This window comes from Streptomyces rectiverticillatus (genome assembly GCF_013394065.1).
In the GTDB taxonomy this organism is placed as follows: Bacteria; Actinomycetota; Actinomycetes; order Streptomycetales; family Streptomycetaceae; genus Streptomyces; species Streptomyces rectiverticillatus.
In genome coordinates this window covers 1,411,882-1,426,791 of the sequence record NZ_CP040752.1, presented here as the reverse complement: position 1 = coordinate 1,426,791, position 14,910 = coordinate 1,411,882, and the positions used below count along the sequence as shown (strand labels likewise).

The window sequence follows — 14,910 nt, the reverse complement described above, 5'->3', positions numbered from 1 at the left end:
CGCATGACCGACGCCCCCACCCGCATCCAGGTCGCCGGCAGCGCGGGCACCGACCCGTACGAGGTCCTGGTCGGGCGACAGCTGCTGGGCGAGCTGCCCGGCCTCATCGGCACCAAGGCCAAGCGGGTCGCCGTGCTCCACCCCGAGGCCCTCGCCGAGACGGGCGAGGCCGTCCGCCAGGACCTGGCCGCGCAGGGCTACGAGGCCATCGCGATCCAGCTGCCCAACGCGGAGGAGTCCAAGACCGTCGAGGTCGCGGCCTACTGCTGGAAGGCGCTGGGCCAGACCAACTTCACCCGCACCGACGTCATCGTCGGCGTGGGCGGCGGCGCCACCACGGACCTCGCCGGCTTCGTCGCCGCCACCTGGCTGCGCGGCGTGCGCTGGATCGCCGTGCCCACCACCGTGCTGGCCATGGTCGACGCCGCCGTCGGCGGCAAGACCGGCATCAACACCGCCGAGGGCAAGAACCTCGTCGGCGCCTTCCACCCGCCGGCCGGCGTCCTGTGCGACCTGGCCGCGCTGGAGTCGCTGCCGGTGAACGACTACGTCAGCGGCCTCGCCGAGATCATCAAGGCCGGCTTCATCGCCGACCCGGTCATCCTCGACCTGATCGAGGCCGACCCGCAGGCCGCCCGCACCCCCGCCGGGCCGCACACCGCCGAGCTGATCGAGCGCTCGATCCGGGTCAAGGCGGAGGTCGTCTCCGGCGACCTCAAGGAGTCCGGCCGGCGCGAGATCCTCAACTACGGCCACACCCTCGCCCACGCCATCGAGAAGAACGAGCGCTACAACTGGCGCCACGGCGCGGCCGTCGCCGTGGGCATGGTCTTCGCCGCCGAGCTCGGCCGCATCGCCGGCCGCCTCGACGACGCGACGGCCGACCGCCACAAGGCGATCCTCACGTCCGTGGGCCTGCCCGTCACCTACCGCGGCGACCAGTGGCCCAAGCTGGTGGAGACCATGAAGGTCGACAAGAAGTCCCGCGGCGACCTGCTGCGCTTCATCGTCCTCGACGGCCTCGCCAAGCCCACGGTCCTGGAGGGCCCCGACCCGGCGATGCTGCTGGCGGCACACGCGGAGATCGCCGCGTGAGCGGGGCCCGAGAGGGACGCGCGCGCCGGGTCTTCGTGCTGAACGGCCCCAACCTGGGCCGCCTCGGCTCCCGCGAGCCCGACGTCTACGGCTCGACGTCCTACAAGGGTCTGGTCGAGGAGTGCACCCGGCTCGGCGGCGAGCTCGGCTTCGCCGTCGAGGTGCGCGAGACCAATGACGAGGGCGAGCTGGTCCGCTGGCTGCACGAGGCGGCCGACGGGTCGGTCCCCGTCGTCATCAACCCCGGTGCGTTCACGCACTATTCGTACGCCATGCGCGACGCGGCCGCCCAGCGCACCGCGCCGCTCATCGAGGTGCACATCTCCAACCCGTACGCCCGCGAGGAGTTCCGCCACACCTCCGTGATCGCGGCCGTCGCCAGCGGCACCGTCGCGGGCTTCGGCATCGGCTCCTACCGGCTCGCGCTGCGGGCCCTGGCCGAGGAACTCCCGGGCGCGGCCGGCTGACGGCGCGGCCGGCTTCCGGCTCAGTTCCCGGTTGATTCCGCCCACTTCGGGCACTTCCCGCCTTCCCCGGCCGTTCACCCCACGGCGGCCGGGGCAAGGGGGGGCGGGCCCGGTACTCTCCGGTACTCTCCCCTCCTGGCCGGCCTCGCGGCCCTTCACCACGCGCCAGTCGCCCGCACGAGACGGAGTGCCACCGGATGCAGCACGCAGTGGGAGCGCCGCTGCCACCGCCCCCTGGGCAGGGGCCGGGCAGCCGGCTGAACGGCCGACCGACGATGGGGTCCCACCCCGTACCGCCCGTCCCGCCCGTCCCCGCCGCCCCGCCGGCCGCGGGTCCGGCGCCCGGCTGGCCCGCCTCGCCGCCCCCGCAGGCGCCGCCACAGCCGCCGCCCGCCGATGCGACGGGCCATCTCGTCCTTCCGCAGGGCGCACCCGTGCCCGCCGCGCAGCCCGTCGATCCCGCCCACGCCGCCGTCGCCGTGCTCCTGATCGGCCCGGCCGGCGCCGGGAAGACGACCGTGGCCCGGCACTGGGCGGACACCCGCCGCGTGCCCACCGCCCACATCAGCCTCGACGACGTCCGCGAGTGGGTGCGCTCCGGCTTCGCCGACCCGCAGTCCGGCTGGAACGACCACTCCGAGGCGCAGTACCGCCTCGCCCGCCGCACCTGCGGCTTCGCCGCGCGCAACTTCCTCGCCAACGGCATCTCCTGCATCCTCGACGACGCCGTCTTCCCCGACCGGCCCGCCGTCGGCCTGGGCGGCTGGAAGCGCCACGTGGGCCCGGGCCTGCTGCCCGTCGTCCTGCTCCCGGGCCTGGAAGTCGTCCTGGAGCGCAACGCCGAGCGCACGGGCAACCGCCGCCTCGGCGACGAGGAGGTCGCCCGCATCCACGGCCGGATGGCCGGCTGGTACGGCTCGGGCCTGCCCATCATCGACAACTCCCAGCAGGACGTCACCACCACCGCCCGCCTCCTCGACGACGTCGTCGCCCGCTCCCTGGCCAGTCCGCCCAGCTGGTGACGGGCCCGGCGGCCGCCTCCGCGAGCGCGGGCGCCGCTGCCCGGTCGGACGCGCTGGGACGGCCGCCCGCGGAGCCCGGCCGTACGCTCGGAGACATGTCCGAGGTGTACGCGGCACGCCGCGCCCGGCTGCGCGAGCGTTGTCACGCGGCCGGGAGCGAGGCCGCCCTGGTCTCCGGGAACGCCAACGTCCGCTATCTGGCCGGCACCGCCCCGGCCGGGGCGGCGCTGCTCGTGTGCCCAGGCCAGGACGTCCTCCTGTGCCCCTGCGACCCCTGCGGCATCCCCACCGTCACCCGCCCTGCGGAGGACCTGCGCGTCGTCGTGCTGGACGGGGCCGACGGCGACCCGGCCGTCGCCGGCGCCGAGCGGGCCGCGGCCGCCGGCGCCGGCTCCCTGGCCGTGGAGGAGCACCACCTGACGGTCTCCCGTCACCGCGCCCTGCAGTCCGTCGCGCCCCGGCTGCGCCTGACGGACCTGGGCACCGCCGTGGAGCAGCAGCGGCTCGTCAAGGACGACGAGGAGATCTCCTCCCTGCGCATCGCCGCGGAGATCGCCGACCAGGCCCTGGGGGAGCTGCTGGAGTCGATCCTGGTCGGGCGCACGGAGCGGCACCTCGCGCTGGAGCTGGAGCGGCGGCTGGTCGACCACGGCGCCACGGGCCCTGCGTTCCCCACCTGCGTCGGCACCGGGCCGAACTCGGGGCTGGCCGGGCACCTGCCGGGCGACCGCCGCGTGGAGGAGGGCGACTTCCTGAGCGTGTGCGTCGGTGCGGACTACCGTGGCTACCGCAGCGAGATCGGGCGCACCTTCGTGATCGGCACCAGCCCGGCGGACTGGCAGATCGAGCTCTACGACCAGGTGTTCGCCGCCCAGCGGGCCGGCCGGGAGGCGCTCGCGCCGGGCACGCCGTGCCGGGATGTGGACCGCGCGGCGCGGGTGGTGCTGGAGGCCGCGGGACACGGTGATCGCGTCGGACCGAGGATCGGACACGGCGTGGGGCTCGAAAACGACGAGGACCCTCGGCTGACACCTTCGGCAATGGGTAAACTGGACGCTTGCGTGCCGGTCACCGTAGATCCGGGGGTACACCTCCCGGGCCGCGGCGGCGTCCGGATCGATGACACGCTCGTCGTCCGCCCCGAGGCGGACGGCGGACCCGAGCTACTCACCATCACGACCAAAGAGCTGCTCGCGCTCTAGCCGGGCGCACCGCACTTTCTGGTTCCACCAGTCCAGGAGATACCGCAACCGTGGCATCCACGAACGACCTCAAGAACGGCATGGTGCTCAAGCTCGACGGGGGCCAGCTCTGGTCCGTCGTCGAGTTCCAGCACGTCAAGCCCGGCAAGGGCCCCGCCTTCGTCCGTACGAAGCTGAAGAACGTGCTCTCCGGCAAGGTCGTCGACAAGACCTTCAACGCCGGCGTGAAGGTCGAGACGGCCACCGTCGACCGCCGCGACATGCAGTTCTCGTACATGGACGGCGAGTACTTCGTCTTCATGGACATGAAGGACTACGACCAGCTGATGATCGACCGGAAGGCCGTCGGCGACGCCGCGAACTTCCTGATCGAGGGCTTCGAGGCCACCGTCGCCACGCACGAGGGCGAGGTGCTCTACGTCGAGCTGCCGGCCGCCGTCGAGCTGGTCATCGAGCACACCGACCCGGGCGTCCAGGGCGACCGCTCCACCGGTGGCACCAAGCCCGCCAAGCTGGAGACGGGCTACGAGATCCAGGTCCCGCTCTTCGTCACCACCGGCGAGAAGATCAAGGTCGACACGCGCACCGGCGATTACCTCGGCCGGGTGAACAGCTAACCGTGGCTGCCCGCAGCAAGGCCCGTAAGCGCGCCTTCCAGATCCTCTTCGAGGCCGACCAGCGCGGTATCACCGTGCAGAACGTCCTCGCGGACTGGATCCGGCACTCGCGGTCCGACGACCGCCAGCCGCCGGTCAACGAGTACACGATGGAGCTGGTCGAGGGGTACGCCGAGCACGTCGCCCGGATCGACGATCTGATCGCCACCTACGCGGTCGACTGGGACCTGGACCGCATGCCGGTCGCGGACCGGAACATCGTGCGGCTCGGTGCGTACGAGCTGATCTGGGAGGACGGCACCCCGGACGCGGTGGCGATCGACGAGGCGGTGCAGCTCGCCAAGGAGTTCTCCACCGACGAGTCGCCGGCCTTCGTCAACGGTCTGCTCGCCCGCTTCAAGGAGCTCAAGCCGGGTCTCCGGCGCGAGGAGAAGTAAGCGGTCCGGCTCGCTGCGAGCCGGACCCGCCGCCCAAAGACGAACCGCCTGGGGCGGGAAACCGGAAGGTTTCCCGCCCCAGGCGGTTTAGTCGTGGTCGGTTGTTATGACCGGACCGGCCGTCAGGCGTCCTCGTGCTGGACCGCGCGGCGCGCATCCGCATCGAGCACGCCCCAGCTGATCAGCTGCTCGGTGAGCACCGAGGGCGACTGGTCGTAGATGACGGCGAGGGTCCGCAGGTCGTCCTGGCGGATGGAGAGGACCTTGCCGTTGTAGTCGCCGCGCTGGCTCTGGATGGTCGCCGCGTAACGCTGGAGCGGGCCGGCCTTCTCGGCCGGCACGTGGGCCAGGCGCTCAAGGTCCAGGACCAGCTTCGGCGGCGGCTCGGCAGCGCCACCCGGCGTGGTGCCGGGCAGCAGTTCCTGCACGGGAACCCCGTAGAAGTCGGCCAGCTCGGCCAGGCGCTGCACGGTCACGGCACGGTCGCCGCGCTCGTACGAACCCACTACGACGGCCTTCCAGCGGCCCTGGGACTTCTCCTCCACGCCGTGAAGGGAGAGGCCCTGCTGGGTGCGGATGGCGCGGAGCTTGGCCCCGAGCTGTTTGGCGTATTCGCTGGACATAAAGCTCCCCGGACGCTATATCGACGTGCGACGGCGTCTTCTGCGACTGCCGCGTGTCTGGTAACTCACTGTGAGGTTACGCAGCGTAATCTGACTTCGTCAAGCCGAATGGTCCACACCGTCCTCCAGTAGGGGTGACGGGCAGCACCCGGTGTCGGGCCTGGTACGGTGAGGGAGTAATTCCGACGTCCTTTAATGTCCGTCCCGTGAGGCGGAGAAGGAGGTCCGTTTCGTATGGACGCCATTCCCCAGGCGAGCCCCATGGGCTCCGCCCCCCGTCCCGTGCTCGAAGCACCGGACATCGCCCGGGTCCTGACCCGTATCGCCCACGAGATCGTCGAGCGCGCCAAGGGCGCCGACGACGTGGTGCTCCTCGGCATTCCGACGCGCGGCGTCTTCCTCGCCCGCCGGCTGGCCGCCAAGCTCGAAGAGATCACCGGCAGCGCGACCCGCGTCGGCTCCCTCGACATCACCATGTACCGCGACGACCTGCGGCTGCGCCCGGCGCGCGCCCTCGCGCGCACCGAGATCCCCGGCGAGGGCATCGACGGCCGCCTGGTGGTCCTCGTGGACGACGTGCTCTTCTCCGGTCGTACGATCCGCGCCGCGCTGGACGCCCTGAACGACATCGGGCGCCCGCGCGCCGTCCAGCTCGCGGTCCTCGTCGACCGCGGCCACCGCGAACTTCCCATCCGTGCCGACTACGTCGGCAAGAACCTCCCGACGTCGCTGCGGGAGACGGTCAAGGTCCAGCTCACCGAGGAGGACGGGCGCGACAGCGTCCTGCTCGGCGTGCGCGCGGCCACCCCTGCCGACGCGCAGTAGCGAGCTCCTCTCCCGGACCAGGCCGCTGCGAGGCCGTACCGCTCGTCCTCGCACGCCCGTCCGCGTACCCGCACACCTCCTACACACGGAGCATCCGGATGAAGCGCCACCTCATCTCGGCCGCCGACCTCACCCGCGACGACGCCGTCCTGATCCTCGACACCGCCGAGGAGATGGCCCGGGTCGCCGACCGGCCGATCAAGAAACTGCCCACCCTGCGCGGCCGCACCGTCGTCAACCTCTTCTTCGAGGACTCGACGCGCACCCGTATCTCCTTCGAGGCCGCCGCCAAGCGGCTCTCCGCCGACGTCATCAACTTCTCCGCCAAGGGCTCCTCGGTCTCCAAGGGTGAGTCCCTGAAGGACACCGCCCTGACCCTGGAGGCGATGGGCGCGGACGCCGTCGTCATCCGCCACCACGCCTCCGGCGCCCCCTACCGGCTGGCGAACTCGGGCTGGATCGACGGAGCCGTCGTCAACGCCGGCGACGGCACCCACGAGCACCCCACCCAGGCCCTGCTGGACGCCTTCACCATGCGCCGCCGCCTGGTCGGCCGGGACGCGGGGATCGGCCACGACCTCTCCGGGCGCCGGATCACGATCGTCGGCGACGTACTGCACAGCCGCGTCGCCCGCTCCAACGTCCACCTGCTGACCACCCTCGGCGCCGAGGTCACCCTCGTCGCCCCGCCCACGCTGGTGCCGGTCGGCGTCGAGACCTGGCCCTGCGAGGTCTCCTACGACCTCGACGCCGTCCTGCCGAAGTCCGACGCCGTGATGATGCTGCGCGTCCAGCGCGAGCGGATGAACGCCGCCTTCTTCCCGACCGAGCGCGAGTACGCCCGCCGCTACGGCCTGAACGGCGACCGCATGGCGAAGATGCCCGAGCACGCCGTCGTGATGCACCCCGGGCCGATGAACCGCGGCATGGAGATCACCGCCGAGGTCGCCGACTCCGACCGCTGCACGGCCGTCGAGCAGGTCGCCAACGGCGTCAGCACCCGGATGGCCGTCCTCTATCTGCTGCTCGGCGGCTCCGAGCCGGCCGTCACCACGAACAACGCCCGCACCGAGGAGAACAAGTAATGACCAAGATCCTGATCCGCGGTGCGAAGGTCCTCGGCGGTGAGCCGCAGGACGTCCTGATCGACGGCGAGACCATCGCCGAGGTGGGCTCCGGGCTGAGCGCCGAGGGCGCCCAGGTGATCGAGGCCGGCGGCAAGATCCTGCTGCCCGGCCTGGTCGACCTCCACACCCACCTGCGCGAGCCCGGCCGCGAGGACTCCGAGACGGTCCTGACCGGCACCCGGGCCGCCGCGAGCGGCGGCTACACGGCCGTCTTCGCCATGGCCAACACCTTCCCCGTCGCCGACACCGCCGGCGTCGTCGAGCAGGTCTGGCGCCTGGGCAAGGAGTCCGGCTACTGCGACGTGCAGCCCATCGGCGCCGTCACCGTCGGCCTGGAGGGCAAGCAGCTCTCCGAGCTGGGCGCCATGCACGACTCCGCCGCCAGCGTCACCGTCTTCTCCGACGACGGCAAGTGCGTCGACGACGCCGTGATCATGCGCCGTGCGCTGGAGTACGTGAAGGCCTTCGGCGGCGTCATCGCCCAGCACGCGCAGGAGCCCCGCCTCACCGAGGGCGCCCAGATGAACGAGGGCGTCGTCTCCGCCGAGCTCGGCCTGGGCGGCTGGCCGGCCGTCGCCGAGGAGTCGGTCATCGCCCGTGACGTCCTCCTCGCCGAGCACGTCGGCTCCCGGGTGCACATCTGCCACCTGTCCACGGCCGGCTCGGTCGAGATCGTCCGCTGGGCCAAGTCGCGCGGCATCGACGTCACCGCCGAGGTCACCCCGCACCACCTGCTGCTGACCGACGAGCTGGTGCGCTCGTACAACCCGGTCTACAAGGTGAACCCGCCGCTGCGCACCGAGCGCGACGTGATGGCGCTGCGCGAGGCCCTGGCCGATGGCACGATCGACATCGTCGCCACCGACCACGCCCCGCACCCGCACGAGGACAAGGACTGCGAGTGGGCCGCCGCCGCCATGGGCATGGTGGGCCTGGAGACCGCGCTGTCCGTCGTCCAGCAGACGATGGTCGAGACCGGGCTGCTGGACTGGGCCGGCGTCGCCGAGCGCATGTCCTTCAAGCCCGCCCGCATCGGCGGCCTCGCCGGGCACGGCCGCCCCGTCGCCGCCGGTGAGCCCGCCAACCTCACCCTGGTCGATTCCGCTTACCGTGGTGTCGTGGACCCCGCGGGCTTCGCCTCCCGCAGCCGCAACACCCCCTACGAGGGCCGCGAGCTGCCGGGTCGCGTCACCCACACCTTCCTGCGGGGCCGGGCAACGGTCGTGGACGGGAATCTGGCGTGACACCTTTGATCAATCTGGCGGCGGACGAGCAGAAGTCGCAGGCGGTCACCGACTGGGCCGCACGCATCGGCTGGGTCGTGGGACTGCTGCTCTTCATCGCGCTCGTCTACTGGCTGATGCGCGAGGGCTGGAAGTGGCGCGGCGCGCTCCAGGGCGACCTGCCCGAGCTGCCCGCCGTCCCCGCCGACGCGGGTGAGCCCACCCTCACCATGGAGGGCCGCTACCACGGCTCCACCACGGCCGGCCAGTGGCTCGACCGCATCGTCGCGCACGGCCTCGGCACCCGCAGCCGGACCGTGCTCACCCTGACGGAGCAAGGCGTCACCGTGGTGCGCCCCGGCGCCCAGGACTTCTTCATCCCCGCCGAGCGGGTGCGCGGCGCCCGGCTCGACAAGGGCATCGCCGGCAAGGTCCTCGCCGAGGGCGGCCTGCTGGTGATCACCTGGGCGCACGGCGACCGGGAGATCGATTCCGGTTTCCGCTCCGACCAGGCGGCCGAGCACGCGGCCTGGGTTAAGGCCCTCACCTCTTCGCACCACCTGAACAGCGACACGGAAGGCGCACGATGACCACCTCCACCAGGGGAACCGCCAAGGTTCCCGCCGTACTCGTCCTGGAGGACGGCCGGATCTTCCGCGGCCGGGCCTACGGGGCCGTGGGGGAGACCTTCGGCGAGGCCGTGTTCTCCACCGGCATGACCGGCTACCAGGAGACCCTGACCGACCCCTCGTACCACCGCCAGGTGGTCGTGATGACCGCCCCGCACGTCGGCAACACCGGCGTCAACGACGAGGACCCCGAGTCCGCGCGCATCTGGGTCGCCGGCTACGTCGTGCGCGACCCCGCCCGCGTCCCGTCCAACTGGCGCTCGCGCCGCTCCCTGGACGAGGAACTGGCCAAGCAGGGCGTCGTCGGCATCTGCGGCATCGACACCCGCGCCCTCACCCGCCACCTGCGCGAGCGCGGCGCCATGCGCGTCGGCATCTTCTCCGGGCACTCCCTGCCCGACGAGGGCACGATGCTCGCCGAGGTGCGCCAGGCCCCCGAGATGAAGGGCGCCGACCTCTCCGCCGAGGTCGCCACCAAGGAGACCTACGTGGTCCCCGCGATCGGCGCGAAGAAGTTCACCGTCGCCGCGATCGACCTGGGCATCAAGGGCATGACCCCGCACCGGATGGCCGAGCGCGGCATCGAGGTGCACGTGCTGCCGGCCACGGCCACCGCCGAGGACGTCTACGCGGTCGACCCCGACGGCGTGTTCTTCTCCAACGGCCCGGGCGACCCGGCCACCGCCGACCACCCCGTCGCCGTCATGCGCGAGGTCCTCTCCCGTAAGACGCCGCTGTTCGGCATCTGCTTCGGCAACCAGATCCTCGGCCGCGCGCTCGGCTTCGGCACGTACAAGCTGAAGTACGGCCACCGCGGCATCAACCAGCCCGTGCAGGACCGCACGACCGGCAAGGTCGAGGTCACCGCGCACAACCACGGCTTCGCCGTCGACGCCCCGCTCGACCGGGCGACCGACACGCCGTACGGCCGGGTGGAGGTCTCCCACGTGTGTCTGAACGACAACGTGGTGGAAGGCCTCCAGCTGCTCGACCAGCCGGCATTCAGCGTCCAGTACCACCCCGAGGCAGCCGCAGGCCCGCACGACGCCGCGTACCTGTTCGACCGCTTCGTCTCCCTGATGGAGGGCCAGCGTGCCTAAGCGCACCGACATCCAGTCCGTTCTGGTCATCGGCTCCGGCCCGATCGTCATCGGCCAGGCCGCGGAGTTCGACTACTCCGGCACCCAGGCCTGCCGCGTGCTGAAGTCCGAGGGCCTGCGGGTCATCCTCGTCAACTCCAACCCGGCCACGATCATGACCGACCCGGAGATCGCCGACGCCACCTACGTCGAGCCGATCACCCCCGAGTTCGTCGAGAAGATCATCGCCAAGGAGCGCCCCGACGCCCTCCTGCCCACCCTCGGCGGCCAGACCGCGCTCAACACCGCGATCTCCATGCACGAGAACGGCGTCCTGCAGAAGTACGGCGTGGAGCTCATCGGCGCCAACGTCGAGGCCATCCACAAGGGCGAGGACCGCGACCTGTTCAAGGGCGTCGTCGAGGCCGTCCACGCCAAGATCGGCCACGGCGAGTCCGCCCGCTCGGTCATCTGCCACACCATGGACGAGGTCATCGCGGGCGTCGACACGCTCGGCGGCTACCCCGTCGTCGTCCGCCCCTCCTTCACCATGGGCGGCGCCGGCTCCGGCTTCGCCCACGACGAGGAGGAGCTGCGCCGCATCGCCGGCCAGGGCCTGACGCTCTCCCCGACCACCGAGGTGCTCCTGGAGGAGTCCATCCTCGGCTGGAAGGAGTACGAGCTGGAGCTGATGCGCGACAAGAGCGACAACGTCGTGGTCGTCTGCTCCATCGAGAACTTCGACCCGATGGGCGTGCACACCGGCGACTCCATCACCGTCGCCCCGGCGATGACGCTGACCGACCGCGAGTACCAGATCCTGCGGGACGTCGGTATCGCGATCATCCGCGAGGTCGGCGTCGACACCGGCGGCTGCAACATCCAGTTCGCCGTCAACCCCGACGACGGCCGGGTCATCGTCATCGAGATGAACCCGCGCGTCTCGCGCTCCTCCGCGCTCGCCTCCAAGGCCACCGGCTTCCCGATCGCCAAGATCGCAGCGAGGCTCGCCGTCGGCTACACGCTGGACGAGATCCCCAACGACATCACCGAGAAGACCCCGGCGTCCTTCGAGCCCACGCTCGACTACGTCGTGGTCAAGGCGCCCCGCTTCGCCTTCGAGAAGTTCCCGGCCGCCGACGCCACCCTCACCACCACCATGAAGTCGGTGGGCGAGGCCATGGCCATCGGCCGTAACTTCACCGAGGCGCTGCAGAAGGCCCTGCGCTCGCTGGAGAAGAAGGGCTCGCAGTTCGACTTCGTCTCCGCGCCCGGCGACAAGGCGGAGCTGCTGGCCAAGGCCGTCGTCCCCACGGACGGCCGCATCAACACGGTCATGGCGGCCATCCGCGCCGGGGCCACCGCCGAGGAGGTCTTCGACGCCACGAAGATCGACCCGTGGTTCGTCGACCAGCTCTTCCTGATCAAGGAGATCGCGGACGAGCTGGCCGCCGCCGAGAAGCTGGAGCCCGAGCTGCTGGCCGAGGCCAAGCGCCACGGCTTCTCCGACGCCCAGATCGCCGCCGTCCGCGGCCTGCGCGAGGACGTCGTCCGCGAGGTCCGCCACGCCCTCGGCGTCCGCCCGGTCTACAAGACGGTCGACACCTGCGCCGCCGAGTTCGCGGCGAAGACCCCGTACTTCTACTCCTCCTACGACGAGGAGTCCGAGGTCGCGTCCCGCGAGAAGCCCGCGGTGATCATCCTGGGCTCGGGCCCGAACCGCATCGGCCAGGGCATCGAGTTCGACTACTCCTGCGTCCACGCCTCCTTCGCGCTCAGCGACGCCGGCTACGAGACCGTGATGGTCAACTGCAACCCCGAGACCGTCTCCACCGACTACGACACCTCCGACCGGCTCTACTTCGAGCCGCTCACCCTGGAGGACGTCCTGGAGATCGTCCACGCCGAGCAGGAGGCCGGGCCCGTCGCGGGCGTCGTCGTCCAGCTCGGCGGCCAGACCCCGCTGGGCCTGGCGCAGGCGCTCAAGGACAACGGCGTGCCGATCGTCGGCACCTCGCCCGAGGCCATCGACCTCGCCGAGGAGCGCGGCGCCTTCGGCCGCGTGCTGACCGAGGCCGGGCTGCCCGCCCCCAAGTACGGCACCGCCTTCTCCTTCGACGAGGCCAAGGGCATCGCCGCCGAGATCGGCTACCCGGTCATGGTCCGCCCGTCCTACGTGCTCGGCGGCCGCGGCATGGAGATCGTCTACGACGAGCCCTCCCTCGGCGAGTACCTGGAGCGCCACGCGGGCCTGATCTCCGAGCACCCGGTCCTCATCGACCGCTTCCTCGACGACGCCATCGAGATCGACGTCGACGCGCTCTACGACGGTCACGAGCTCTACCTCGGCGGCGTCATGGAGCACATCGAGGAGGCCGGCATCCACTCCGGCGACTCCGCCTGCGCCCTGCCCCCGATCACCCTCGGCGGCTACGACATCAAGCGGCTGCGGGCTTCCACCGAGGCCATCGCCAAGGGCGTCGGCGTGCGCGGACTGATCAACATCCAGTTCGCCATGGCCGGGGACATCCTCTACGTCCTGGAGGCCAACCCGCGCGCCTCCCGCACGGTCCCCTTCACCTCGAAGGCGACCGCCGTGCCGCTGGCCAAGGCCGCCGCCCGGATCTCGCTGGGCGCGACCGTCGCCCAGCTGCGCGCCGAGGGCATGCTGCCCAAGGAGGGCGACGGCGGCACGCTGCCGCTGGACGCGCCGATCTCCGTCAAGGAGGCCGTGATGCCGTGGTCGCGCTTCCGCGACGCCTCCGGCCGCGGCGTGGACACCGTCCTCGGCCCGGAGATGCGCTCCACGGGCGAGGTCATGGGCATCGACAGCGTCTTCGGCACCGCCTACGCCAAGTCGCAGGCCGGGGCCTACGGCGCGCTGCCCACCAAGGGACGCGCGTTCGTGTCGGTCGCCAACCGGGACAAGCGCTCGATGATCTTCCCGGCCCGCGAGCTGGTCGCCCACGGCTTCGAGCTGCTGGCCACCTCCGGCACCGCCGAGGTCCTCAAGCGCAACGGCATCAACGCCACGGTCGTGCGCAAGCAGAGCGAGGGCGAGGGCCCGAACGGCGAGAAGACGATCGTCCAGCTCATCCACGACGGTGAGGTCGACCTGATCGTCAACACCCCCTACGGCACCGGCGGCCGCCTCGACGGCTACGAGATCCGCACCGCCGCGGTCGCCCGCGCGGTCCCGTGCCTGACCACGGTCCAGGCCCTCGCGGCCGCCGTCCAGGGCATCGAGGCGCTCACCCGCGGCGACGTGGGCGTGCGCTCCCTGCAGGAGCACGCGGAGCACCTGACCGCCGCCCGGGCGTAAGGCTCCCGGGCCGAGGGGGACACCGGGAGGTGTCCCCCTCGGCATGCGCCCCGTCCGCCCCCCGCCCCGGAAGGCCCGCCATGTACCGCCTCTTCTTCGATCTGATCTTCAAGCGGATGGACCCCGAGAAGGCCCACCACCTCGCCTTCGCCTGGATCCGCGCCGCGGCCCGCGTGCCGGTCCTGCGCACCTTCGTCGCGGCCGTCCTCGCCCCCCGCCACAAGGAGCTGCGCACCGAGGCGCTCGGCCTGCGCATGCACGGCCCCTTCGGGCTCGCCGCCGGCTTCGACAAGAACGCCGCCGCCATCGACGGCATGAGCATGCTCGGCTTCGACCACATCGAGGTCGGCACCGTCACCGCCCAGCCGCAGCCGGGCAACCCCAAGAAGCGCCTCTTCCGCCTCGTGGCGGACCGCGCGCTCGTCAACCGCATGGGCTTCAACAACGACGGCTCCGCGGCCGTGGCGGAGCGCCTGGCGGCCCGCAAGGCCGCCCTCGGTGAAAAGCACAGCAGGACGACCGTCGGCGTCAACATCGGCAAGACCAAGGTCGTGCCCGAGGAGGAGGCCGTCGCCGACTACGTCACCTCCACCGAGCGCCTGGCCGCCCACGCCGACTACCTCGTCGTCAACGTTTCCTCGCCCAACACGCCCGGGCTGCGCAACCTGCAGGCCACCGAGGCGCTGCGGCCGCTGCTGACCGCCGTCCGCGAGGCCGCGGACCGGACCGTCACCGACCGCCGCGTCCCGCTGCTGGTGAAGATCGCCCCCGACCTGGCCGACGCGGACGTCGACGCCGTCGCCGACCTGGCCGTCGAGCTGGGCCTGGACGGCATCATCGCTACCAACACCACGATCGCCCGCGACGGCCTGGGCCTGCGGACGCCGAAGCGCACCGTCGAGGCCATCGGGGCCGGCGGCCTGTCCGGCGCCCCCCTCAAGGCCCGCTCGCTGGAGGTCCTGAGCCGCCTGTACGCCCGCGTGGGCGACCGGATCACCCTGGTGGGTGTCGGGGGCATCGAGACCGCCGACGACGCCTGGGAGCGCATCCTGGCGGGCGCCACGCTCGTCCAGGGCTACAGCGCCTTCATCTACGAGGGCCCGTTCTGGTGCCGCAAGATCCACCGCGGCCTGGCCGAACGCCTGGCGGCAAGCCCGTACGCATCCCTCGCCGAGGCGGTAGGCGCCGCCACCCGCTAGCTGGTCCGCACCCGACCCACGACCGGAGGAACCCGTGACCGAG

Annotated in this window: 14 protein-coding genes; 13 read left to right on the top strand and 1 reads right to left on the bottom strand. The window is 71.7% G+C overall.

The genetic code is table 11. The features are described from left to right. Positions 1-3: 3 nt before the first annotated feature. The 6 genes from aroB to nusB all read left to right on the top strand — a co-directional run bounded on the left by aroB (position 4) and on the right by nusB (position 4,840). Complete coding sequence (gene aroB, locus FGW37_RS05875) at positions 4-1,095, top strand: 3-dehydroquinate synthase (protein WP_179080090.1); 1,092 nt, start codon at positions 4-6, stop codon at positions 1,093-1,095. Beyond that, the gene (gene aroQ / locus FGW37_RS05870; RefSeq protein ID WP_179080089.1) at positions 1,092-1,562 is read left to right on the top strand and encodes a type II 3-dehydroquinate dehydratase; all 471 of its coding nucleotides are present in this window, start codon (positions 1,092-1,094) and stop codon (positions 1,560-1,562) included. The genes aroB and aroQ overlap by 4 nt, the downstream gene beginning before the upstream one ends. A gap of 197 nt (positions 1,563-1,759) precedes the next feature. Further along, the gene (locus FGW37_RS05865) at positions 1,760-2,584 is read left to right on the top strand and encodes an AAA family ATPase (RefSeq protein ID WP_179080088.1); all 825 of its coding nucleotides are present in this window, start codon (positions 1,760-1,762) and stop codon (positions 2,582-2,584) included. Between the two features lie 95 nt (positions 2,585-2,679). Further along, positions 2,680-3,786 (top strand): aminopeptidase P family protein, encoded by a 1,107-nt coding sequence (locus tag FGW37_RS05860; protein ID WP_179080087.1) that lies wholly within the window; start codon positions 2,680-2,682, stop codon positions 3,784-3,786. Positions 3,787-3,836: 50 nt separating this feature from the next. Beyond that, positions 3,837-4,403 (top strand): elongation factor P, encoded by a 567-nt coding sequence (gene efp / locus FGW37_RS05855; RefSeq protein ID WP_058045292.1) that lies wholly within the window; start codon positions 3,837-3,839, stop codon positions 4,401-4,403. Between the two features lie 2 nt (positions 4,404-4,405). Next, positions 4,406-4,840 (top strand): transcription antitermination factor NusB, encoded by a 435-nt coding sequence (gene nusB, locus FGW37_RS05850; protein ID WP_179080086.1) that lies wholly within the window; start codon positions 4,406-4,408, stop codon positions 4,838-4,840. A 122-nt stretch (positions 4,841-4,962) separates the two neighbouring features. Here nusB and bldD read toward each other — a convergent pair whose 3' ends face one another. After that, entirely contained in the window at positions 4,963-5,463 is a 501-nt protein-coding gene (gene bldD / locus FGW37_RS05845) for a transcriptional regulator BldD (protein ID WP_004948690.1), read from the bottom strand. A gap of 234 nt (positions 5,464-5,697) precedes the next feature. Between bldD and pyrR the strand changes: the two genes are divergently transcribed. The 7 genes from pyrR (at position 5,698) to FGW37_RS05810 (ending at position 14,867) form a co-directional block, all read left to right on the top strand. After that, positions 5,698-6,288 (top strand): bifunctional pyr operon transcriptional regulator/uracil phosphoribosyltransferase PyrR, encoded by a 591-nt coding sequence (gene pyrR / locus FGW37_RS05840; protein ID WP_246430290.1) that lies wholly within the window; start codon positions 5,698-5,700, stop codon positions 6,286-6,288. A 98-nt stretch (positions 6,289-6,386) separates the two neighbouring features. Next, positions 6,387-7,373 (top strand): aspartate carbamoyltransferase catalytic subunit, encoded by a 987-nt coding sequence (locus FGW37_RS05835; RefSeq protein WP_179080085.1) that lies wholly within the window; start codon positions 6,387-6,389, stop codon positions 7,371-7,373. Next, positions 7,373-8,659: a dihydroorotase gene (locus FGW37_RS05830; protein WP_179080084.1), complete on the top strand. Its 1,287-nt coding sequence runs from the start codon at positions 7,373-7,375 to the stop codon at positions 8,657-8,659. The genes FGW37_RS05835 and FGW37_RS05830 overlap by 1 nt, the downstream gene beginning before the upstream one ends. Continuing rightward, positions 8,656-9,228 carry a PH-like domain-containing protein gene (locus FGW37_RS05825; protein WP_179080083.1) on the top strand — a complete coding sequence of 191 codons (573 nt, stop codon included), beginning with the start codon at positions 8,656-8,658 and terminating at the stop codon, positions 9,226-9,228. Before FGW37_RS05830 ends, FGW37_RS05825 begins: the two co-directional genes overlap by 4 nt. Then, positions 9,225-10,367, top strand: a complete 1,143-nt coding sequence (carA, locus tag FGW37_RS05820) for a glutamine-hydrolyzing carbamoyl-phosphate synthase small subunit (protein ID WP_179080082.1) — start codon at positions 9,225-9,227, stop codon at positions 10,365-10,367. The genes FGW37_RS05825 and carA overlap by 4 nt, the downstream gene beginning before the upstream one ends. After that, positions 10,360-13,668, top strand: coding sequence for a carbamoyl-phosphate synthase large subunit (carB, locus tag FGW37_RS05815; RefSeq protein WP_179080081.1), 3,309 nt, complete (start codon positions 10,360-10,362; stop codon positions 13,666-13,668). Before carA ends, carB begins: the two co-directional genes overlap by 8 nt. An 80-nt stretch (positions 13,669-13,748) precedes the next feature. Further along, entirely contained in the window at positions 13,749-14,867 is a 1,119-nt protein-coding gene (locus FGW37_RS05810; RefSeq protein WP_179080080.1) for a quinone-dependent dihydroorotate dehydrogenase, read from the top strand. The last annotated feature ends 43 nt before the right edge of the window (positions 14,868-14,910 follow it).